Genomic DNA, 22,040 nt, shown 5'->3' with positions numbered 1-22,040 from the left:
CGTGCCCAGCACCATCCAGTGCTAGCAGCGCATGAAAAGGAGAAGCCATTGCAAGACAGCCATCCTGGAGCAGCGGGGTCTGCCCCCATCAGGGCCTATTCATACGTGCGGATGAGTACGCATAAGCAATTGCGCGGAGACAGCATGCGCCGACAATTGGAGCGCTCCCGCCAGTTCGCAGACGAATATGGCCTGCTGCTCGACGACAGCCTGCGTGACATTGGTGTCAGCGCATGGAAGGGCAAGAATTTCAGAAGCGGTGCGCTTGGCCGATTTCTCGAAATGGCGGAAAGAGGCGACATCGCCAAAGGAAGCTACCTTCTGATCGAGAGCCTCGACCGGCTTTCACGCGAGGCAGTACCGGACGCTCTGACCTTATTTATGGCGATCATCAACGCCGGTATCATCATCGTCACATTGGGGGATGACAGGCAAATCTACAGCCGGGAGAGCCTGAAGGGTGACTGGACAAAGCTTATTATCGGCTTAGCCGTCATGTCGCGGGGGCATGAAGAAAGCCAGACGAAAAGCGAGCGCATCAGTCTGGCGAATAAGCGTAAACGTGAAAGGGCTCGTGAGGGCCAAGAAAAGATCACCGGCAGGACACCGGCGTGGATCGATGCCAAGCGCATCGAAGGACAGCGGTACGAGTTTTCGCTTAACGACCATGCCAAAACGGTGAAGTTGATTTTCGAGCTCGCCGCCGATGGCCTCGGCACGACCGGGATCGCCAAGCGGCTCAACGCTGATAGCGTGCCGACTTTCAAGAGCAACAACGGTTGGTTTCAGAGCAGCATCAAAAACGTGCTGTCCAAGCAAGACGTCATCGGCATTTTCCAGCCGCACCGGATGGAGGATGGCAAACGTATCCCCGATGGCGATCCTATCGCGAACTATTTTCCCGCTGCTATCGACAACGAACTTTACCTTCGCGTCCAATCGGTGCGCAGCCTCAGTGGCAAGGCCGGACGCAAGGGAAAGACGTTCGGCAATCTATTTTCGGGGATCTGTAGTTGCGCGCATTGCGGGGGATCGATGAGTATCAAGACGAGTCTCATCGGTAGCGGCAATGTCCGGTATCTGGCCTGCAACAATCACGTTCGCGGTCGGCGATGCGAGGACGGACGCAAGAACTTCCGATACGACCTTTTGGAGAAAGCCGTTATCACCCATGTGCCGGAGATCGGCCTGGCTAATGCCGTGGTGTTACAAGACAAATCACCGGCTTTGAAAGTACTGGACGAACAGATTGCCGCGCTCACAGTCGAACTGGAGACCGTGAAGAAAAAGGAAGAACGGCTGTCGCTTGCTATCGAGACTGCCGATGAACCTTTGGAACGGGTTCTTGAACAATTGAAGCTGCGTCAGGACGAAAGGCGGTCACTGGCGGAAGAGCTGCGCGATTGCAAAAGACGTCAGGTTTCGGCTCAGGGATATCGATCGGAAACCATTCAAGATAGTGCTGGCCTTTCCTGGCTGCGCAATGCTTGGGAAAGCGCCAATGACGAGGACGAACGGTTTCAACTTCGCGCCAAGGCTCACGCCGCCATTCGTGAAGTCGTCTACGATATTTTGTTCGACAGCTTCGATGACACCGCCATCCTTGTCGTAGCCAACGGCATCAGCGCCTACAAATTCCGCCAGGGAGAACTGCTCGCGAGCTTCGATATCTCAATGCTCCAAAAAGTTCGCTAGCGAACTTTTCGGTGATCGGAAAATCAAAACCGAACTTCATCGGGCACAAGACGCCCCTTGATGTCCTCCGTCGCGACATGCGCGTAGTGCCTCTCGATCATTTCTAGCGATGTGCGCGTGTTCAAGGCCACATCGTAGATAGATTTTCCCGCGATAAGCATTTGTGAGATGTAGTAGTGCCGGAGCGAATAGGTTGACCGCCGTTTCCCGCGATAGTCGAGTTCAAGGTTGGCGGCTTTCAATAGCTCATTGAAGCCATTCCTAAAGGACTTGATGGCTACGCCTTTGGCGTCTGCAAATACTGGATCGCTGTCTTCCGGCTCGCGGCCGACTTCCGTTTCGAACATCTCCCATAGCATCGAAAATGCTCCGATGGCTGCCGGGAAGGGGAATGCTGTGCCGTGTTTTCCCTTTCCGCGAAGTTGAAGTTTAATCTCCTTCTGCCCGATTGGTTGATTGAGTGTCGCTCTGAAACCGAGGACGTTCCCCCACAGAAGATTCTTTGCTTCCGTGGGCCTCATGCCAGAAAGGGCCATGATCTCGATGTAACAATAGAGACGGATGCGGTCAGCCTTGATGTTCTTCGGCGGGGTCTTTTGTGTTTGAACCCATTCGCGCCCGTCCTTGGCCTTGATGCGGTTAGTTTTCGGTCGCAGTTCGGAAATTCGCTCAATCGCCATAGTGAGCAACTTTTCATATTCGTCGCGCGTGAAGCCGGGGCGCTGGTTGTCGATCCTCTTCCTGACGAGTGGCGCGGGGATAACGATAGGCTGGCAATAGCCCCAACGCACTGCCTGCTGAAACAGGCCACGAATAATGACCATTTCTCCTTTCATCGTGGAAAGTGCGGCAATCTTGCGCGGAGCGGGGCGGCTGAAAATGCGGCCATCCTCTCTTTCGCAGCGGATTTTCTCGATGTCCGATCCAGGCCCTGACGTCCAGTAGGTCTTTCGCCATTCGAGATAGCGTTCGAGATCCGGCGGTGTGATCTTGTCGATGGGCTTGTCCTGAAAATAGCCGATGAGAAAGCGCCGAATCTTCGGGGGCCAGAAATAGGCATGATCCGAGCTACGTTCCTTTCGCTTTGCTTCGGCTTCAATTTTCGTGATGAATTCCTCGGCTACATCGCAAAAGGCATGGTCGACGATGCTCATGCCGTGTTTCAGGCGATAGTTTTGCTCGTGCCAGATCTCGTTGGCGAGTCGGTAGGCTTCGTCGTGATCCGCCGTACCTAGTGACTTCCTGATCTGCTTGCCGTCCATCGTGTAGCGCATGGACCAGTTGGTGCGATCACGCTGGAAGAGAACAAAGGGCTCGTTTCGCTTTTGCGGGGATTCGGAATTTGCGGAATGACTGACGCGCTGCAGCAAGGAACATGGTCTCCAATGGTGTTACTACGGTAGGCAGGGCGCGCTAAAACTGTGCTAACACGCAATCCTGCCGCGATTTCGCAGCACTGAAAACATAGAGTTTTTTTGGATACAGTAAGCGTTGTGCTAACGCTGTGCTAGTGTAATTCCGATCCTTTAGAGATCAAGAATAAAAATAAAATCCAATGATTTCAATGAGATTTTGGCGCACCCGGCAGGATTCGAACCTGCGACCTTTGGAATCGGAATCCAACACTCTATCCAGCTGAGCTACGGGTGCTAACCGTGATGACGATGACTCGTCAGTGTCCGATGGGTGGTTCTTAGCCTAGCTCGGCAAAGGCTTCAATGCCAATCGCGCCATGGATGACGGAAAAATCGATGCTGAGGTGAGCGTCGATGCGGAATGTGAATATTGACGGTGAACGTGAGCAGGAATCGTGCCTGTGAAGAGAGTTTGTCTGCTAGTGATCTTGCATTTTTCCCTGTCAACCCGGATACCCCGTGAAAGCCGAGTGTGTCCGGTCGGAGGAGGCAATTTATATGATCGATCCTAACCATCCATTTTATGATGCGCTCTGGCGCCGAGTGCTTATCCCGGCCGTATGTTTCGTCTGGGTCGGAATCGAGCTTTATGCCGGCGAGGCGGTATGGGCCGGGATCGTCGCCATCGTCGGCTTGTTTGCCACCTACAAGCTGTTCTTTGACCGGAAGGCCTCACAGGATGTGAAGCCGAGGGAGCGGCCAGAGGATTGACCCTCCGCAAAAGCCGTTTACTTGCGCCAGTAAAGAGCGTTTAGGGCCTGATCGATCAAAAGATTGGCGGTTTTCATCCTGATCGTAGCATTGTCGCGAAATTCCGCATCTATCCGATCCGGATGATTGAGCTTGGCAAATTTCCGGCGTTTTTCGTTGAGCGATGCCTCATTATCCAGTGAGGAAATTGCCAGGTCCTCGGCAATTTCCGCTTCCGTCAGGCGATTGAGATGCGCTGGCATAACGGGTTTTTCCGGCGGTGGCGCAGCCTCTTCATCCGTCGCCGCGCCTGAGTTCAGTGTCACGCGGTCAGGCTCGCTTGCGGGCCAATCGGCAAGATAGTCGAAATAGCTACCCGCATCTGCTTTTGCAGATTCCGGGCGACCATCGGGCGTCAGAAAACCGGCGCCAAGACCGCGAATGCGGAAATCCGCCGTATCGGGTACCGTATCCTCTTCGTCTCGCTGTTCTTCCTTCAGCCGGGTCAGGACCGACTGGAATATAGACTGCCCTAACAGCATGCACCCTCCGGTCCAGAAATCTCATTCTGGCAGGCGGACATGGCGCCGGGCTTGCGTTCGTCCATTCAGGACTGCGTCTGGCTTTGTTCCTGGCTCGGTTTGACCGTCAGGCTTACCGTGAGGTTTTCCCCGGCCGGTCCGATCCGCATGCCGGAAACCGGAGCGCAGTCTCGGTAGCAGAGGCCCGACGCGATGCGGACATAACGGTCATCAGGGCAGACATTGTTGGCGGCATCGAAGCCAACCCAGCCGAGGCCTGGGACATGGGCTTCCGCCCACGCATGGGTTGCCACTTGTTCCGGCCTATCCTCCATCAAAAGATAACCTGAAACATAACGGGCCGGAATGCCGGAAAACCTCGCGGCTGAAATGAAGATATGGGCGTGGTCCTGGCAGACGCCGGTCTTTGCCGCCAGCGCCTCTTCGGCCGTCGTTTCGGTCGTGGTGGTGCCGGGATTGTAGGCGACCGCCTCGTGGATTGCGTCCATCAGCGCATGCATCTGCGCCAGTTCGCTGTCGCCTTTCACGTTTTTCGCCAGATCCTTGACCAGCTTGCCGGGCTTGGTGCGGCCGGTGTCGCGCAGGTAAAGCCAGAGCGGGGTGCAGCCGAGATGGGCGCCGAAGACGCCCGCCTTGTCGAGCGTATCGACCTCGCCTGTGGCGGTGATGCGGATCACATGTTCCGCGCCCTCCACCGAAACAAGATCGACATGATTGCCGTATTGGTCGAAATACCCCGTCTCGATCTTGGCGCCGTCGACCTTCACACTCCAGTTCAGCACCTTTTGCGTCGGCCCGCTGATCGGGGTCAGCCGCAGGCGCTGCAGCAGATAGGGAACGGGTTCGTCATAGAGATATTCTGTCGTATGCGAAATCTTCAGCCGCATGGGTGGTCCTTCGGGTCGAGCGGTTGGGCTGATTACTGATAAAAGCGGTAGCCGTCGGAAATCTCGGCGCTGAGCTGGTTGTTGCGGTAGACGAAGTCTTCGAGGAATTCGTGCAGGCCCTGGTCCATGATCTCGGTGACTGAGCCGCGCTTGAGCATGGTCCGGATCGCATCGGCCGTGTCATGCGCCGTCAGCCGCTCGCCGCCGTAATCTTCCGACAGGTAATGCAGGTTGCTGACGATCTTCTCGTAACAATAGGCAAGCGAGCGCGGCATCTGCACCTGCAGGATCAGCATATCGGCGATGTTTGAGGCCTGGTATTCGCCGTCATAGACCCAGCCGTAGGAGCGATGGGCCGAGACAGATCGTAGGATCGATTCCCACTGGAAATTGTCGAGCGCCGAACCGACCTGACTGACAGAGGGCAGGAGCACGTAATATTTGACGTCGAGAATGCGGGCGGTGTTGTCGGCCCGTTCGATGAATGTGCCGATGCGGGCGAAATTGTAGATTTCGTTTCTGAGCATCGAGCCGTGAAATGCGCCGCGGATGAGACCGCAGCGATGTTTTATGACGCCGATCAGCTCGGGCAGGTCGGCAGCCTTGGGCTTGCGCGACATGCGGGCCTTGAGGTCGATCCACGCCTCGTTGGTCGCTTCCCAGGTCTCGCGCGTCAGGGCAGTTCTTACCATGCGGGCGTTGTTGCGGCCCGCCTCGATGCAGGACATGACGCTCGACAGGTTGGTACGGTCGCGCAGCAGATAATCGACCGCATCGGCGGCCGTCATCTTGTCGTGGACCTCGGAATAGGCCTCGCGCACCCCCGCACTTTCGAGCACGCCGTGCCAGTCCTCATCCGAGGAGCCGGCGCGGGTCAGCGATACGCGCAGGCCGGCATCGACGAGACGGGCGATGTTTTCGGCGCGCTCGATGTAACGGAACATCCAGTAGAGGCCGTTTGCAGTTCTTCCCAGCATTCTTCTACGCCCTCAATCTTCCAGAACCCAGGTGTCCTTGGTGCCGCCGCCCTGGCTGGAATTGACCACCAGCGAGCCTTGCTTGATCGCCACGCGGGTGAGACCGCCCGGAATGATCTTCACCTTGTCGGAAACCAGAACATAGGGCCGCAGATCGACGTGGCGCGGGGCGATGCCCTTGTTGACGAAGATCGGCACGGTGGACAGAGCCAGCGTCGGCTGGGCGATGTAGTTGGACGGGCGTGCGCTGAGCTTTTCGGCAAAGTCGGAGCGTTCCTTTTTTGTCGCCGTCGGCCCCACCAGCATGCCGTATCCGCCTGACCCGTGAACTTCCTTGATCACTAGGTCCGCGATATTTTCCAGCACGTATTTGAGGCTGGCCGGCTCGGAACAGCGCCAGGTCGGCACGTTTTCAAGAAGCGCCTTGCGACCCGTGTAGAATTCGACGATTTCCGGCATGTAGGAATAGATCGCCTTGTCGTCGCAGATGCCGGTTCCCGGTGCATTGGCGATCGTGACATTGCCGGCGCGGTAGACATCCATGATGCCGGGAATGCCCAGCGCCGAATCCGGGCGGAAGGTGAGAGGGTCGAGGAAATCGTCGTCGACACGGCGATAAAGAACGTCGATCGCCTCGTAACCGCGGGTGGTGCGCATCTGCACCTTGCCGTCGAGCACGCGCAGATCCGAACCCTCCACCAGTTCGACGCCCATCTGGTCGGCGAGGAAGGAGTGTTCGTAGTAGGCGGAATTGTAGATGCCGGGAGTGAGCACGGCAACGCGCGGCTTGCCCTTGCAGCCGGGAGGGGCGACAGCCGCGAGCGACTGGCGAAGCAGGCGCGGATAATCCTCGACCCGCTGCACCTTGTTCAAGGTGAACAGTTCGGGGAACATCTGCATCATCGTCTCGCGGTTCTCCAGCATGTAGGAGACACCGGAGGGCGTGCGTGCATTGTCTTCCAGAACGTAGAACTGGTCTTCGCCGGTGCGCACGATGTCGGTGCCGACGATATGGGTATAAACGCCACCCGGTGGCTTGAAGCCGATCATCTCGGGCAGGAAGGCGACGTTCTTCTCGATCAGTTCGCGCGGGATGCGGCCTGCCTTGATGATCTCCTGCTTGTGGTAGATGTCGTCGAGAAAGGCGTTGAGCGCCAGAACCCGCTGCTCGATGCCCTGGGCCAGCTTGCGCCATTCGCGAGCGGAGATGATGCGGGGAATGATGTCGAAGGGGATGAGTTTTTCTGAACTGTCCGCGTGGCCGTAGACTGCGAAGGTGATGCCGGTCTTGCGAAAAATGTTTTCCGCATCCTGAGTCTTGCGGATCAGATGTGCGGTGTCCTGCGCCGCGTACCACTCGTGGTAGTCTTTATATGGTGGGCGCGGAAGGTTCTCCGCAGTTAACATTTCATCAAATGCCAAAGAAGCGTTCCCCTTTTTTTGGCCATAAGAATACAACGCAGAGGGCAATGCAAGAACCATGCGCAGTTGCCGAAGATAAAATCGAAACTCCACTTGGCGCTTAGGAAATAGGGTATTTGAGGCTGCCGCCCAGAGCTGAAACCGATAGGTCAAGATTTGCTAACATTCGTCAAATCAATGTGTTGCCCGTTAAAGCGCCAAGTGCTCACGGGATGATCAACGTCATTGACGATTGCCGTCAGATTTTCTGCTTTGACCGGGAAATATTGTCCGCCTATGGGAACTAACCTCTTTGACGGAAGCCAATCATGCTTGACCGCCTCGCGCCGGCGATATTTGCCTTTCTATGGTCCACGGGCTGGATCGTTGCGAAATATGCGGCCATGCATGCCGACCCGATCACCTTTCTCGCCGTGCGCCATGCTCTCGCGGCGTGTGCCTTTGCCGGCCTCTGTCTGCTGATCGGGGCAAAGTGGCCCAAGAGCGGGGTGGGATTCGGCAAGGCCATTCTCTCCGGCGTGTTTCTGCACGGGCTTTATCTTGCCGGTGTCTGGTATGCGATCGGGCAGGGGGTGCCGTCGGGCCTGTCCGGCATCATCGCCGGGCTGCAACCGTTGTTGACTGCATTGGCAGCCACCTTCCTGCTTGGCGAACGGCTTTCTTCTCGCCAGCGCATCGGCCTCGGGCTCGGCTTTGCCGGCATACTGATCGCGATTTCACCGCAGCTTCTGGCCAGCCTTGCTGCCGGGCTGACGGGGCTCGGCATTCCACTGATCATCAATCTCGTCGCCATGACATCGGTGACCTACGGAACCATCTATCAGAAGCAGCATCTGCAGCAGGCAGACCTGATGGCGACGGCGACGCTGCAGTTCGTCGGCGCCTTGATCGTCACCCTGCCGATCGCCCTTCTGACAGAGGACATGCGTTTCGACTGGACATGGCAGGCGATCGCGTCGATGGCATGGTCGGTGATCGGCATTTCGATGGGGGCGGTGTTCCTGCTGCTTCGGCTCATTCGGCACGGACAGGTCTCGCGCGCGGCATCGCTGATCTATCTGATGCCGCCCATGGTGGCTATCGAGGCCGCGATCCTGTTCGGCGAACCGCTGACCTTGCCGGTGGTGGTTGGCACGGCGATCGTGGTTACGGGGGTGTATCTGGTGAACCGGAAGGCCGCCAATTTCAAAAAGGAAACAACTTGGCGCGGGTAATGCCAGCTTTGGTAAACGTGTCGAGCAGGTCTGCTTGTCGATCGTGAGTTAAAGCGCGTAGGGGGATAGGGTCCCAAATTGCTCCTCTCCGCAAGATCAGAAGGATACTGTCGTTCATTGCCCAAGATCTGAAATCCTGCAGGGGAACGCGCCAAAGTGAAACGCCTTGTTCGAAGGTAATGGTGTCGTTGTTCCAACTAAGTTCTATAGGCTTGTTTGCTTGAAACCGAGCCTTGAAATTGCGCAATGCCGCCCGTGAGGCGATGAAACCAGCCGCCAAGCTCAAAAGGGCAATGCTCAGAGGAACGCGGACAATTCTCATCAGCATCTGCATGTTGAGGTCATCATACATCAGCTCAGCGTAAGCGCTGATAAGGACGATCAAAATCAGGCAGGATATCAAGTAAACTCGATTGCCCCATTTTGTTCGTCGCCAGAGGCGGTGGGCGCTCAGGATATCTTTGTCTGATAGGTTGTATCTTATCAATTTCGCCCCTTTGGTTGTGGTCCTTATGCTCACCTAGGAGGCTCTATGATCAAAGTAAAGCCGCCTGAGGCAAGACCCGAGGCGGCTTCAATGCTTATTTGTATTTTAGATTTGCAGCTTACGCCGGACGGCGCTTGCGGCCTTGAAAACCGCCGCCGCGCTGTTCGTCGCCACGAGCAGGGCCGGGATTGCCGAAGCGGACGGGGCCGCGACCTTCGCCCTGGCTGGTCTTCTGCGGGGTATGGCGGTTCTGGCCACCGGTCTTTGCCGGAGCCTGCGCACCATCGGTCGCACCTGCCTGATGCTGCTGGCGCTGTTTGCCGGCTTCGTGGGCGCCGTGGGCGGCGCGGTCACGATTGCCGCCATTGTTCGGCTGACGCTGGCCCTGGCCCTGGTGACCACGGTTCTGGCCGCCGCCGCGCTTCTGCTGCTCGCCACGGTTCGGACGGAAGTCCGAGGTCGCTACCAGATCGTTGTCGCCTTCGGAGCGCGGAGCCTCCTCGTTGCGGCGCTGGCCACGAAACTCTTCGTTGCGGCGGTTGTCGCGCTGCGGACGATTGTTGGAGCCACCACGATGTTCCTGGCGCTCTGCGCGCTCTTCCGAAGCACCTTCTGCGCCTTCCGCGAAGAACGGCTTGCGGGCCGGGCGCTCGCGGCGCTTGGACTTGCCGCCTTCGCCGTTGCCACCAGCGTTGCCGCGAGCGTTTCCACTGCGGGCCTTGTTGCCGCCGCGGCTGTTGTTGTTGCCGTTGCCGCGAACGGGACGGTTGAGCGCTTCCGGGCGCTCGCCGGATGCGGACTTGATCTCGATGCCCATCAGCTTTTCGATGTCGCGCAGGAGCAGCGTTTCATCCGGGGCGCAGAACGCGATCGCGATGCCGTCACGGCCCGCACGTGCCGTACGACCGATGCGGTGAACATAGGCATCCGGCACTTCCGGCAGGTCGTAGTTATAGACGTGGCTGACGGCCGGAATGTCGATGCCGCGGGCGGCAACGTCGGTGGCGATCAGTGTCTTGATCTCGCCGTCACGGAAACCCTTCAGTGCCCGCTCGCGCTGGCCCTGGCTCTTGTTGCCGTGGATGGAGGCGACAGAGAAGCCGATATTGTCGAGATGCTTCATCAGCTTCTCGGCAGTGTGCTTGGTGCGCATGAAGACGATCGAGCGGCCATCCGGATTTTCGAGCAGCGACTTGCGCAGAATTTCCGTCTTGTCGCCCTTGCCGGCGACGAAATGGACATACTGTTCGACCTTGTCGGCAGCCTTGCCCGGAGGCGTGACTTCGACCTTGACCGGATCGGTGAGGAAGTCGGCAGCGAGATCGGCGATCGCCTTCGGCATGGTCGCCGAGAAAAGCATGGTCTGGCGCTTCTTCGGCACCATCTTGGAGATCTTGCGCAGGTCATGCACGAAGCCCAGGTCGAGCATCTGGTCGGCTTCGTCGAGAACGAGGAAGCGAACGGTCGTCAGGCCGATGGCGCGGCGGGCGACGAGATCGAGCAGGCGGCCGGGCGTGGCAACCAGAATGTCGGTGCCTTTTTCCAGCTGCAGCTGCTGCTTGTTGATCGAAACGCCGCCGACGACGAGATTGATCTTCAGCGGACGGCCCTTGGCGAAGGACTTCAGGCTGGCGGCGATCTGGTTTACCAGTTCGCGCGTCGGCGCAAGGATCAGCGAACGGGTCGTGCGGTTGTCGGGACGCGTGCCATCGGCAAGCAGGCGCTCGATCAGCGGCAGGCCGAAAGCGGCTGTTTTGCCGGTGCCTGTCTGGGCAAGGCCGATCAGGTCGCGGCCTTCAAGAAGAAGAGGGATAGCCTGCGCCTGGATCGGCGTCGGGGTTTCAATGCCAAGCGCGGTCAGCGTGGCGACGATCTGCTTGGAGACACCAAGAGATTCAAAATTCGTCAAAGCGAATACCTTTCGGGGCGCCAGAAAACGACATGCCTGCATGGCACCATGCCATGTGGGCTGTTTCTGGCGTCAAGAACCCCGCGTGATTTGGGAACTTGTGTGTTGGAAATTGCTTCCCAGCGCTTGAACCCTGAGTGTCAGGGCGATCTATCTGTGCGCCTTGTTCCTTCTTTGCGATCTTTGTTGTCGCAGGGCCAACTCACGCGGCAGCCGGAAGGTGAAAGCATGAGCGGCATTTGGTGGATTTGCCGAGAAAAGTCAAGGATATTTCGCAAATGCGAAGCGCAGGCCAGCCATGCGGCCTGCGCTTTAGTCTCGTCAGGCCTGTTGATCCGGCTTGTTTGCAGCCTTGGTCAGGCCAAGCGCGTGATAGAGCACGATCGCGCCGATCGTAGCGGTGCCGATGCCGTCGAGCGTGAAGCCCGCGACATCGAGCTTGAAGTTGCCGGCGCCGAGAACCAGCGCCACACCGACGGTAATCAGGTTGCGCGGCTCGGAAAAGTCGACCTTGTTTTCCACCCAGATACGGCCGGCAGTGGCGGCGATTAGGCCGAAAACGACGATCGACAGACCGCCGAGAACAGGCCCCGGAATGGTCTGGATCAGCGCGCCGAACTTCGGCGAGAAGCCGAGCAGGATGGCGACGAAGGCGGCGACGAGGAAGACCAGCGTCGAAAAGATGCGGGTGACCGCCATGACGCCCATGTTTTCGGCGTAGGTCGTCATGCCGGTGCCGCCGAAGAAACCGGAGAAGATCGTTGCGACACCGTCACCGATGAAGGCGCGGCCGAGATAGGGGTCGAGATTGCGGCCGGTCATGGCGCCGATCGCCTTGATATGCCCGAGGTTTTCGGCAACCAGGATGACGACGACCGGGGCGATCAGGGTGATCGCGGAGGCCGAGAAGACCGGTGCGGTGAAGGTCGGCAAACCGAACCATGCGGCGGCAGAGACGCCGGAGAAGTCGATCGGCGTGCCATAACCCATTCCGTTGGCCAGCACGAGATAGAGGATATAGGCGAAAGCGCCGCCGAGAAGGATCGGTAGGCGGCGGGTCATGCCGGGAGCGTAGACGGCGACGAGGCCGACAGCCGCGACGGTAGCAATCGCTACCCAGCGCGACAGCTGGCTGCCGTCGGGCGCCGTCGCACCGGTGCCGGATGCGCTAGCGATCGCGATCGGTGCGAGCACGAGGCCGATTGCGGCGACGATCGCGCCGGTCAGGACCGGTGGCATCAGACGCTCGATCCAACGGTGGCCGGCCATCATGACGATGATACCGATCAGGGCGTAAAGCGCACCGGCTGCGATGATGCCGCCCAGCGCCAAGGCGATATTCGGGTTAGGCGCGCCGGCTGCGGCCGCAGTTGCAACCAGAACCGGGCCGATGAAGGCGAAGGAGGACCCGAGATAGCTCGGCACGCGGCCACCGACGGCGATGAAGAAGATGAGTGTCGAAAGGCCGGAAAACAGGATCGATACGTTCGGATCGAAACCCATGATCATCGGGGCAAGCACGGTCGAGCCGAACATCGCCACCACATGCTGGAAGCCCAGCACCACCGTCGGCCCAGCCGGCAGACGTTCGTCGGGCAGGATGCGCCCTTCCGTCTTCAGCCGCCAACGCGGAAAATACCCACCCGTCTCGCTCATGTCTCGCCCTATCCCTGTTGCGTCCCGCCAAGCGACCCGACACGTTTCCGGTGCCGTGCTTTTTCGATTTATAGTCTCATAAGGCGGGAATGAATTTTGCCTGTCGCGCGGGCACGGGATCGCCGCTGTTGCTTCGATGGATCGTGCCGGCTCGCAAAAAGCCTCGTTAACGCTATCATTGGCCGATGTCATCGGCGGGCAAGTGGTTTCCCACAGCGCTGATGCCTTTGAAGGCGGAAATCCTGTCGCAGTTCAAAAGGCGATGGTGACCTGTAACCCGGCTTGCCGCCGGTTTTCGATCGACAGGGTCAATCCGTAGACGGTGCAGATTTCCTTGACGATGGAGAGGCCGAGACCTGTTCCCGGCACCTGTTCGTCGAGGCGTACGCCGCGTTCGGTCATGCTGCGGATCTTTTCGGGATCGACGCCGGGACCGTCGTCGGCTACGGTCAGTCGGCGGTTTTTCCAGGTGATAGTCACTTCGCCTGCGGCCCATTTGACGGCGTTTTCGACGATATTACCGATCATCTCGCGAAGGTCATGCGGATCGAGAGGAACGTCTGCCGGCTCGCCGATCTCGACATTCCATGTCAGCGCTTCACCTTCCGGCGTTCGTTTCAGCGTGCGGACGATCTGGTCGGTGATCTTTTCCATGTCGGCATCGGATTGGCGCAGTTCGGCATTGGCGACGATGCGGCTTCTTGCCAGTTCCGCCTCGACATGGGCGCGCATCAGCGCCACCAGCCGGTCGATCTCGTCGGCCATCCCGGTCTCGCCCTTCTGGCGCAGCGTCAGTGCGTCGTTGGAGAGCACCGTCAGCGGTGTTTTCAGCCCATGTGCCAGATCGCCGGCGCGGGCGCGGGCCTTGGCGATTGCCTGAGCCTGGGCGTCGAGGAGGCGGTTGACCGATGTTTCGACGGGCTCGAATTCCTTCGGCAAAACGCCTTCCAGCCGGCCGCCGCGTCGTTCGCGGATACGGTCGAGGCCGGTGGTCAGTGCTGCCAGCGGCTTCAGGCCGAAGACGACCTGGATCAGCGACGCGCCGATCAGGAAAAGTGCGAGGCCTGCGAGATAGGGCAGGATGTCGAAGGCGAAGCGATAACCGGCTTCCTGCAAGGGTTTGCGATCTGCCGCGACGATGATCTGCAGGGTCTTCAGGCCTGCGGGCGTCGGCACCATGATCTGGCGCTGCTGGGCGGTCAGCGTCGCGCCGTCCGGCCCGGCCATGTCGTAGCGAAGAACCCGCCCGTCGCTCGGCAGATCGGCAGGTGAAGTAAGCGTATAATCCCAAAGCGAGTGGGAACGCAGGCGGGCAGGGGAGGTGTCGTCGCCGATCTGCCAGTAGAGCCCGCCATAGGCATCCTCGAAACGCTTGTCGAAGAAGCCGGCCGGGCGTTCGGGTGTGCCATCGGCGGCAAAACGCAGCGAGGCGGCGAGATTGTTGATATGGCCGGTCAGTTCCGCATCGAGCCGGCGTTCCAGATTGGCGGAAAAGACCGAGACCATAAACAGGCAGGCCAAGGCAAGCGCCGCCGGGACCGTGACCAGCGAGACGATCAGAAAACGGTTGCGGATCGAGAGCGGACGGCGCCCGGCCTTGATGTCTTCGCTCATGTGGTGCCGATCCGGTAGCCGTAGCCGCGGCGGGTGACAATGACTTCCCTGCCGAATTTCTTGCGCAGCCGGGCGACGAGAACCTCGACCGAATTGCTCTCTCGCTCGAAATCCTGTGCGTAGAGTTGCTCGGTCAATTCCATCTGCGAGACATGCCGCTCTGCATTGGCCATCAGAAAATGCAGGCAGCGATATTCGAGCGGCGTCAGTTCCACGGGCAGGCCGTCGACCGAAGCACTCTTTGCGCGCGGATCGAGCTTCAGCCTGCCTGCCTGCATCACTGGAGCCGCTTTGCCCTGCGAGCGGCGGATGATGGCGCGCAGGCGGGCCAGAAGCTCGGGCATCTGGAAGGGTTTTGCCAGGTAATCGTCGGCGCCGGCATCGATGCCCTCGACGCGCTCTTCCCAGTTGCCGCGGGCAGTCAGGATGAGAACGGGCAGTTCCCGCTCAGTGGCGCGCCAGCGTTTGAGAACCGACAGGCCATCGAGTTCGGGCAGGCCGAGATCGAGAATGACGGCGGCGAATTCTTCTGCGTCACCGCGGAACCAGCCGCTCTCGCCGTCACGTTCATGCTCGACCAGATAGCCGGCATGTTCGAGATGGCGGGTGACGTCGCGGGCGATCAACGGGTCGTCTTCAACAAGCAGGATACGCATGGCAATCAATCGTCGTCATCGTCATTATCGACATCGAGAACGCGGCCATCCCTGGCGTCCATCTCGATTTCGACAAGTCGACCATTACTCCTCAGCACCTTGAATTCGTAGATGAAACGCCCGTCGTCTTCATCCAGCTTGACGCGGATGATCTCGCCCGGAAACGCGCGCCGCACTTCCTCCTGCAAGGCGGAAAGCGGCATGACCTCACCGCGGTTCACGGCATCGCGCAAGCGGTCAAGATCATGGTTGTCATCGCCCTTCGAAGGCGGGGCCGTAAAGACCAGAGCAGACAGAAGGGCGAGGGCAGTGAGGCGTTTCAACATCCGCTTCTTCTAACACGGGTTTGCTGAAATTTAGCTGACATCGCCTGTCAGTTATCGCTCAGCGCTAATTTCGTAAGGTCTCACCATCGGTTAGGCAAGGATGCCTCGGCCGGATCAGTTCGAAAGGAACCCGTCATGAAAAGCATTATCCTTGCCGCCGTTGCTCTCTCTTCCGTCGGCTTTGCCTCTGTCGCCCATGCGGATGACGATGATCGTCGCCGTTGCGGCAATGTGCCGATCGCCGACTGGATGAGCGAAGCGGATTTGCGCAACAGGATCGCGCCGCTTGGTCTGGAAATCCGCGATATCAATATCGATGACGGTTGCTATGAGGTCGAGGCCCGCAACAAGGATGGCCGCAAGATGGAAATCAAGTTCCACCCGCAATCCGGCGAACAGGTGTGGATCGACGGCGACGACGATTGATCGCGTAGAATAGATAAAAGAAAAAGGCGGCGGTTCTTTCACCGCCGCCTTCAGCATCTCTGACTTCAGATATTAATAGCAGACGCGGGCGCGATAAGCTTCGCCATATTCGTTTTCCACCCATTCGAGATGGCAACGCGGCGGCGGCGGGGCCGGCTCGTAGTAAGCAGGGCGGTAAACGACCCGCGGCGGCGGCGGTGCGTATTCGTATTGCGGCTCGACATATACCGGTCGCTGCGAACCGGAAATGATTGCGCCTCCGATAAGACCGCCGGCAAGACCTGCGGCGGCGCCGATCAGGACGTCGTCGCCGTGATGATGGCGGTCGCGCGCTTCTGCGGCAGGTGCGGTCGCGGCAAGTGCGCCTGCGACGGACAGGGCGACGAGGCTCGCGGAAACTGTTTTCTTCATGAACGTCATGATCGTGGTCCTTTCCCTCTGGTTCGTTCCAAGGGCACGTTCATAAGATGGTGCTCAATCTCGGCAGATTGATGGAAGGAAACAGGACTTAGTCTGAACGCCTGTTCACACTCGATCATCCAGAGGTTGATTTTTGCCGTTGACGCGCAACCCCTGTCTCGCTTTGTGGCGAGATTGCGGCGACGCTGCGCCGGTTTGAAGGCGTTCAGAAATCGGTTGTCACACCGCCTTCAGCCTTGCGCCTGGTCACGAAAGAATCGAGTTCTTCTCCTATTGCGGGATCAAGTGCCGGCTGCTGGTAATTGGTCAGTGCTTCCTTGTAGATCCGGTTGGCATGGTCATAGGTGGTCGGCCTGCCTGCCTCGGTCCACGTTTCGAAATTGCGCCAATCTGAAAGGATAGGCGAATAGAAGGCTGTTTCGTAACGTGCGAGTGTATGCGGGGTGCCGAAGTAATGGCCGCCGGGGCCGACATCGCGCACCGCATCTAGCGCCAGGGCGTCGGCGCTTACGTCGAGCGGCGTCAGGAATTCCGCCACCATCTGCAACATGTCGACGTCGAGAATTAATTTCTCGAAGGATGCCGTCAGTCCGCCTTCCGTCCAGCCCGCGGAGTGAAGCACGAAGTTGCCGCCCCCTTGCGTCAGCGCCCAGAGCGACATGGAGCTTTCGTATGCCGCCTGTGCATCGAGCGTATTGGCGGCATTGGTGTTGGACGTCCGGTAAGGAATGCCGTAGCGGCGGGCCAGTTGCCCACCGGCAATCACCGCCTTCATATATTCCGGGGTGCCGAAAGCGGGTGCACCGGTCTTCATGTCGACATTGGACGTGAAGCCGCCATACATGACGGGTGCGCCCTTTCGCACCATCTGGGTGAAGGCGATGCCAGCCAGCGCCTCGGCATTCTGCTGCACCAGAGCGCCGGCGATCGTTACCGGCGCCATGGCGCCCGCCAGCGTGAACGGCGTCATGATGACGACCTGGCCGCGCGACGACATTTCGATGATCCCTTGAAGCATCGGCCCGTCGAGACGGAGCGGGGAGGATGAGTTGATGACGGTGAAAAGCGATGGCTCCGTCGCCATCTGCTCCATCGATATGCCTCTTCCGATACGGGCAATTTCAAGTGCATCGAGATTGCGCTGTGCGCCAAGCGAATAACAATGAAAGACCTTGTCGGTCAGTTTCACCAGATCGGACAGGCAGTCGAGGTGACGAACCGAAGCATGAATGTCGATCGGCTCGACCGGATAACCGCCGGTCGTGTGGATGATGTCGTAATGCTGCGCGAGTTTGATCAGCTTGCGAAAGTCTTCCTGATTGCCGGCGCGGCGACCACCCTCGCGATCGGCAACGAAAGGGGCGGAAGCGACCTGCGCGAAGACCAGGTTATTGCCGCCGATGCTGACATTCCGCTGCGGATTTCGGGCATGCATGGTGAAGCTTGACGGCGCGGATGCGATCAGTTCCTCGATCAGGCCACGGTCGAAACGCACCCGGTTGGAGCCGGGCGTAACATCTGCTCCCGCCATCTTCATCCGCTCACGCGCTTCCGGCAGGATGATGTCCATACCGATTTCCTCAAGCACAATCAGCGAGGCGCTGTGAATGTCTTCAATCGCTTCGGGCGAGAGGATACTAGTCTTGTCTATCGTGTTGACCAGGTTGCGGTATTTTGTCCCGCTCAGGCCTGAGCGGAGGCGTTCGCCACCTCTGCCGCCGCTGCGGCGGCGTCTTTCACCGCTCGTCGGGCCAGCATCTGCTTCAGCAGGAGAAGGCGTCGTAATCTCGCTCATGACTATCCCATCTGCGGCGGTCCTTTCGCAGACTGTGTCAAATTCCCTTCACGGTTGCCCTCGCCATTTGCGACGATGTGCCGCCTCTTCCAGGACATCACGCCGCTCCGGCGAAAATTCTGCAATCGCTACATGAAAATCCGGGTATCGACTTGTGGTAAAAACGCGTTGTTAACACTCGCCATGGTGTTATCGTCGCCATCACGGCCGCAGTGAATCGGCCCAAAAAATTGCCCGGGAACATAATAAGGGACAGCAGCGCTTGGATATGCACAGCGACTTGCTCGACAAAGCCTGTGCGCGGATCCAGGATCTGCTGCAACCGGCCTATATCAAGGATAGCGCGCTGCGCTATGTGGCGGTCAATCTCGCCTATGCGGAACTTTTCGATGCTAGTCCGGAGGATTTCGTCGACGGCGCCAGCAACACTCTGACGGGCACTGTCGATGCCGGCGACCGCAAGGAGAAGGAAAGTCGGACTATTGTTTTCGGCAGCGACGAGGTCGCGCGGTTGTTCGATGCCGCCGGTGCGCTTTTATATGAAGTTCATATCGAGCGCTTTCTGACCGAAAACGACCATACCTATCTGTTCGGCACTATCGAGGCGATTGCGCCGAAGGCGGAGCTTTCCTCCGGCACGGCCAAGATCGTCCCATTGCGCGTTGCAGGCGGCACTTCGCCCATGTTCGACAACAAACTTCTCGACGATGCCCTCGACATGTTGGAAATGGGCATCGGCATCTACGACCGCAACGACGTGTTGCTCTATTGCAATTCGCAGCTTACCGAATATGGCCGCACGCTGGATATCGATCTGCAGGTCGGGATGAGCCTGCCCCAGATCCTGGGGCAGGCCTACGACCGCCGCCGAAAGATCTATCAGTCGGACGATCAGGTTCTTGCGCTGGGCCGGGACGGATGGCTCGCAGAGCAGATCAAACCTTTCCGGCAGCCCTATCATGAAAGCATCGATCATCTCGCCGACGGGCGCTGGCTTCGATCGGTCAACAAACGGCTGGAAAACGGTGTTCTGATCGCGATCCGCCAGGACGTCACCGATTTCAAGGAGCAGGAAATGCTGCTCCGCAATCAGGTGGCGGAAACGGAGCTGTTCCGCGCCATCCTCGAGGACCTACCGACGCCGGTCTTCGTGCGCAATGCCAGGCATGAACTGACCTATGCCAACCATGCCTATGAGCGGATGCTCGGCGACAGCCGGGACCGCTATATAGGCCAGACGGAAGCGCAGATGTTTCCCTGGGCCGCCGAACGTTTCTGGGACGAAAATGCCCGGGTTCTGGATGGCGAGAATATCGACAAGTCCGAGGACATGACCTTTCCGGACGGATCGGTCATTCCGGTCCTGACCCGTCTCCGCTCTATCCAGACCGAGGATGGCAGTAACTATCTTCTCTGCTCGCGGACGGATGTCTCGCAGATCAGCGAGGCGCAGGCGAAGGCGGAGAAGGTCAGCCGGGACCTGCAGACTATTCTCGACGCCCTTCCTGTCGGCGTCGCCATCCTGACGGATCAGTTCGATTTCGAATATGCCAATCCCGCTTTCGGGGAGTTCTGGGATACGAAGCGGAGCTTCAACCTCTCCGGCCGTTCCTACCGCGACTTCCTTCTGTTCCTTTTCGAGAGCGGCGTGTTTGCCGATTTCGGTTCCGATTTCGAAGCGATCTACGAGCAGCGAATTGCAGCGCTGACGGAGGACGGGCATCCGCCGCTGGAGATCCGCTCTCTTACCGGCAGGCAGGTGCTGATTTCGCCGTCGCGGCTTTCTGACGGCAAGCTCCTTCTCAGTTATACTGACATCACCGTCATGCGTAAGCGTGATGCGGAAATCCAGGAGGCGCGGGCGGCGCTTGAGCGTCACGGCGCGCTGATGCGCGATGCGACCAGCGCGATGTCGCAAGGGCTGCTCATCCTGCATGATGGAGAGGTCGAGCTTTCCAACGATGCGCTTGCCGCCATGCTGGAAATGCCCGCTGAGATGGTTTCTCCCGGCGCGCAGTGGCGCGATCTGTTCCGTTATTGTGTCCGTCGCGGCGATCTCGGTGCGAGTGGTGAAGCGCTTGGAACTTTCCGGTCGCTGGAAGAGAACATGGCTGCGGGCCGGCCGTTCTATGCCTCGTTCAAGATCGAGAACCGCAAATGGGTTCAGGTCGAAGCGCGGCAGACCGACAGCGACCATTGGCTTGCCGTCTTCACCGACGTTACCGACGTCAAGGCGCGCGAAGAGGACCTGACGCGGCTGCTGCAGCGCGCCGAGGCGGCCGATCGTGCCAAGTCGGAATTCCTCGCCAATATGAGCCATGAAATCCGCACGCCGATGAATGGCGTGCTCGGCATGGCGGAACTGCTGGCCAAATCCAATCTCGACACGCGGCAGAAAACCTTCATCGACATCATCGTCAAATCCGGCAATGCGCTTTTGACGATCATCAACGACATCCTCGATTTCTCGAAGATCGATGCCGGGCAGATGAAGCTTAGAAAGGCGCCATTCGATCCGGTGGAGGCGATCGAAGATGTGGCCACGCTGCTTTCGTCCGCTGCCGCCGACAAGGATATCGAACTCATCGTGCGCGGTGATGCTTCCGTGCGGGAAACTGTGCTCGGCGATGCCGGGCGCTTCCGCCAGATCGTCACCAATCTCGTCGGCAATGCGGTGAAGTTTACCGAGAAGGGGCATGTCTTCATCGACCTGAAGTCGGAACCCGTGGGAGCTTCTGACCTGATGCTGACGATCCGGATCGAGGACACCGGGCTCGGCATTCCGGACGAAAAGCTTGCCTCGGTGTTCGAAAAATTTTCGCAGGTCGATACGTCCTCGACGCGGCGGCACGAAGGCACGGGTCTGGGGCTTGCGATCACGTCGGGTCTCGTCGAACTGTTCGGCGGCTCGGTCAATGTCGAAAGCGAACTCGGACGCGGCTCGGTGTTTACCGTGAGCCTGCCGTTCCCGGTCGTCGCGGAGCGCAAGACGGAAACCGTGCTGCCGGTCAATACGAGCGGCGCGCGCGTGCTGATTGTCGACGACAATGCCGTCAATCGCCGCATCCTTTCCGAACAGCTTTCCATGTGGGGTTTCGATACGGTCGCGGCGGAAAGCGGTGCCGAGGGGTTGGCCGTCCTTGCCGAGGCAACGCGCCTCGGGATCACGGTCGATGCGATCGTGCTCGACTATCACATGCCGGAAATGAACGGGCTTGATTTCGCCAAGTCGCTGCGTGGAGACAATCGCTTCGACCGCACAGGCATCATCTTCCTGACCTCGATGGACATGGCAAATGACGAAAGCATGTTTGCCAGCCTGCAGATCCATGCGCATCTTATGAAGCCGGCGCGGGCCAACCTTCTGCGCAGCACTGTCATCGACGTGGTGCGATCGGTCAGAAGCCGGCGGCAGATGGAGGCAACTGTCGTTGCAGAGGCTATCGCGCCGATTGCAAGTCCTCAGTTGGTGACTGGTGCAAAGTCGACGCCTCCCGTTCAGGCCATGCCGTCGCTCGACGTATTGGTGGCCGAGGATAACGAGGTCAACCAGATCGTCTTCACCCAGATCCTGCAGACTACCGGCTGGTTGTTCCAAATCGTCAAGAATGGTGCGGAAGCGGTCGACGCCTGGCAGGCGCATGATCCGGCGATCATCCTCATGGATGTCTCCATGCCGGTGATGAACGGTCATCAGGCGACGCAGAAGATCCGCGAACTGGAGGAGCGCACCGGCACCCACACGCCGATCATCGGTGTGACCGCGCATGCGCTGGAAAGCGACCGCGAGCTCTGCTTCCAGGCCGGCATGGATGACTATCTGTCGAAGCCGATCAGCCCGGAAGCGCTCGAAGACAAGATCCGCACCTGGATCGGCGGCGCGCGGCTTTCAACGCAATCGCGCTGAGA

At 59.0% G+C, this 22,040-nt stretch carries 18 protein-coding genes and 1 tRNA gene; 5 read left to right on the top strand and 14 right to left on the bottom strand.

The genetic code is table 11. The features are described from left to right. The first annotated feature begins 18 nt into the window (after positions 1-18). Complete coding sequence (locus ACI3K0_RS03315; protein WP_404944894.1) at positions 19-1,695, top strand: recombinase family protein; 1,677 nt, start codon at positions 19-21, stop codon at positions 1,693-1,695. 23 nt (positions 1,696-1,718) lie between these two features. Here the strand turns inward: ACI3K0_RS03315 and ACI3K0_RS03310 are convergent, their stop codons facing one another. Together ACI3K0_RS03310 and ACI3K0_RS03305 are read right to left on the bottom strand one after the other, a co-directional pair. Continuing rightward, entirely contained in the window at positions 1,719-3,065 is a 1,347-nt protein-coding gene (locus tag ACI3K0_RS03310; RefSeq protein ID WP_404944893.1) for a tyrosine-type recombinase/integrase, read from the bottom strand. A 203-nt stretch (positions 3,066-3,268) separates the two neighbouring features. Beyond that, positions 3,269-3,345, bottom strand: a tRNA-Arg gene (locus ACI3K0_RS03305). Positions 3,346-3,608: 263 nt separating this feature from the next. Here ACI3K0_RS03305 and ACI3K0_RS03300 point away from each other — a divergent pair. Then, positions 3,609-3,821: a DUF3329 domain-containing protein gene (locus ACI3K0_RS03300; RefSeq protein ID WP_148145743.1), complete on the top strand. Its 213-nt coding sequence runs from the start codon at positions 3,609-3,611 to the stop codon at positions 3,819-3,821. A 17-nt stretch (positions 3,822-3,838) separates the two neighbouring features. On the opposite strand, the gene ACI3K0_RS03295 is transcribed toward ACI3K0_RS03300, so the two are convergent. The 4 genes from ACI3K0_RS03295 to ACI3K0_RS03280 form a co-directional block, all read right to left on the bottom strand. After that, positions 3,839-4,342: a hypothetical protein gene (locus ACI3K0_RS03295; RefSeq protein WP_183821269.1), complete on the bottom strand. Its 504-nt coding sequence runs from the start codon at positions 4,340-4,342 to the stop codon at positions 3,839-3,841. A 65-nt stretch (positions 4,343-4,407) separates the two neighbouring features. Next, complete coding sequence (locus ACI3K0_RS03290) at positions 4,408-5,229, bottom strand: transglutaminase domain-containing protein (protein ID WP_404944892.1); 822 nt, start codon at positions 5,227-5,229, stop codon at positions 4,408-4,410. 32 nt (positions 5,230-5,261) lie between these two features. After that, positions 5,262-6,206 (bottom strand): alpha-E domain-containing protein, encoded by a 945-nt coding sequence (locus ACI3K0_RS03285; protein WP_183821271.1) that lies wholly within the window; start codon positions 6,204-6,206, stop codon positions 5,262-5,264. Between the two features lie 12 nt (positions 6,207-6,218). Beyond that, positions 6,219-7,628, bottom strand: coding sequence for a circularly permuted type 2 ATP-grasp protein (locus tag ACI3K0_RS03280; RefSeq protein ID WP_183685228.1), 1,410 nt, complete (start codon positions 7,626-7,628; stop codon positions 6,219-6,221). A 305-nt stretch (positions 7,629-7,933) separates the two neighbouring features. Between ACI3K0_RS03280 and ACI3K0_RS03275 the strand changes: the two genes are divergently transcribed. Further along, positions 7,934-8,842 (top strand): DMT family transporter, encoded by a 909-nt coding sequence (locus ACI3K0_RS03275; RefSeq protein WP_183822324.1) that lies wholly within the window; start codon positions 7,934-7,936, stop codon positions 8,840-8,842. On the opposite strand, the gene ACI3K0_RS03270 is transcribed toward ACI3K0_RS03275, so the two are convergent. The 6 genes from ACI3K0_RS03270 to ACI3K0_RS03245 form a co-directional block, all read right to left on the bottom strand. Continuing rightward, on the bottom strand, positions 8,814-9,362 hold the full coding sequence (locus tag ACI3K0_RS03270; RefSeq protein ID WP_404944891.1) for a hypothetical protein: 549 nt from the start codon (positions 9,360-9,362) through the stop codon (positions 8,814-8,816). The genes ACI3K0_RS03275 and ACI3K0_RS03270 overlap by 29 nt on opposite strands. Before the next feature lie 85 nt (positions 9,363-9,447). Further along, positions 9,448-11,238 carry a DEAD/DEAH box helicase gene (locus ACI3K0_RS03265; RefSeq protein ID WP_404944890.1) on the bottom strand — a complete coding sequence of 597 codons (1,791 nt, stop codon included), beginning with the start codon at positions 11,236-11,238 and terminating at the stop codon, positions 9,448-9,450. Positions 11,239-11,559: 321 nt separating this feature from the next. Continuing rightward, a complete protein-coding gene (locus tag ACI3K0_RS03260; protein ID WP_183821274.1) occupies positions 11,560-12,894 on the bottom strand; it encodes a solute carrier family 23 protein in 1,335 nt (444 codons plus the stop codon). Positions 12,895-13,146: 252 nt separating this feature from the next. Then, complete coding sequence (locus tag ACI3K0_RS03255; RefSeq protein ID WP_183821275.1) at positions 13,147-14,508, bottom strand: HAMP domain-containing sensor histidine kinase; 1,362 nt, start codon at positions 14,506-14,508, stop codon at positions 13,147-13,149. Next, on the bottom strand, positions 14,505-15,164 hold the full coding sequence (locus ACI3K0_RS03250) for a response regulator transcription factor (protein WP_183821276.1): 660 nt from the start codon (positions 15,162-15,164) through the stop codon (positions 14,505-14,507). The genes ACI3K0_RS03255 and ACI3K0_RS03250 overlap by 4 nt, the downstream gene beginning before the upstream one ends. A 5-nt stretch (positions 15,165-15,169) precedes the next feature. Then, on the bottom strand, positions 15,170-15,490 hold the full coding sequence (locus ACI3K0_RS03245) for a PepSY domain-containing protein (protein ID WP_183821277.1): 321 nt from the start codon (positions 15,488-15,490) through the stop codon (positions 15,170-15,172). A 135-nt stretch (positions 15,491-15,625) separates the two neighbouring features. Here ACI3K0_RS03245 and ACI3K0_RS03240 point away from each other — a divergent pair, with 135 nt between their 5' ends. Continuing rightward, complete coding sequence (locus ACI3K0_RS03240) at positions 15,626-15,916, top strand: PepSY domain-containing protein (RefSeq protein ID WP_183821278.1); 291 nt, start codon at positions 15,626-15,628, stop codon at positions 15,914-15,916. Positions 15,917-15,988: 72 nt separating this feature from the next. On the opposite strand, the gene ACI3K0_RS03235 is transcribed toward ACI3K0_RS03240, so the two are convergent. Together ACI3K0_RS03235 and ACI3K0_RS03230 are read right to left on the bottom strand one after the other, a co-directional pair. Continuing rightward, positions 15,989-16,336 carry a hypothetical protein gene (locus ACI3K0_RS03235; RefSeq protein WP_183821279.1) on the bottom strand — a complete coding sequence of 116 codons (348 nt, stop codon included), beginning with the start codon at positions 16,334-16,336 and terminating at the stop codon, positions 15,989-15,991. Positions 16,337-16,541: 205 nt separating this feature from the next. Next, positions 16,542-18,131: a trimethylamine methyltransferase family protein gene (locus ACI3K0_RS03230; RefSeq protein ID WP_404944889.1), complete on the bottom strand. Its 1,590-nt coding sequence runs from the start codon at positions 18,129-18,131 to the stop codon at positions 16,542-16,544. A 268-nt stretch (positions 18,132-18,399) separates the two neighbouring features. On the opposite strand from ACI3K0_RS03230, the gene ACI3K0_RS03225 reads away from it, so the two are divergent. Beyond that, complete coding sequence (locus tag ACI3K0_RS03225; RefSeq protein ID WP_183822326.1) at positions 18,400-22,038, top strand: response regulator; 3,639 nt, start codon at positions 18,400-18,402, stop codon at positions 22,036-22,038. The last annotated feature ends 2 nt before the right edge of the window (positions 22,039-22,040 follow it).

Source organism: Rhizobium sp. ZW T2_16, from assembly GCF_044987325.1.
Taxonomy (GTDB): domain Bacteria; phylum Pseudomonadota; class Alphaproteobacteria; order Rhizobiales; family Rhizobiaceae; genus Neorhizobium; species Neorhizobium cellulosilyticum.
Note: the sequence above shows the minus strand (reverse complement) of the source record. Positions and strands in the feature narration are given on the sequence as shown.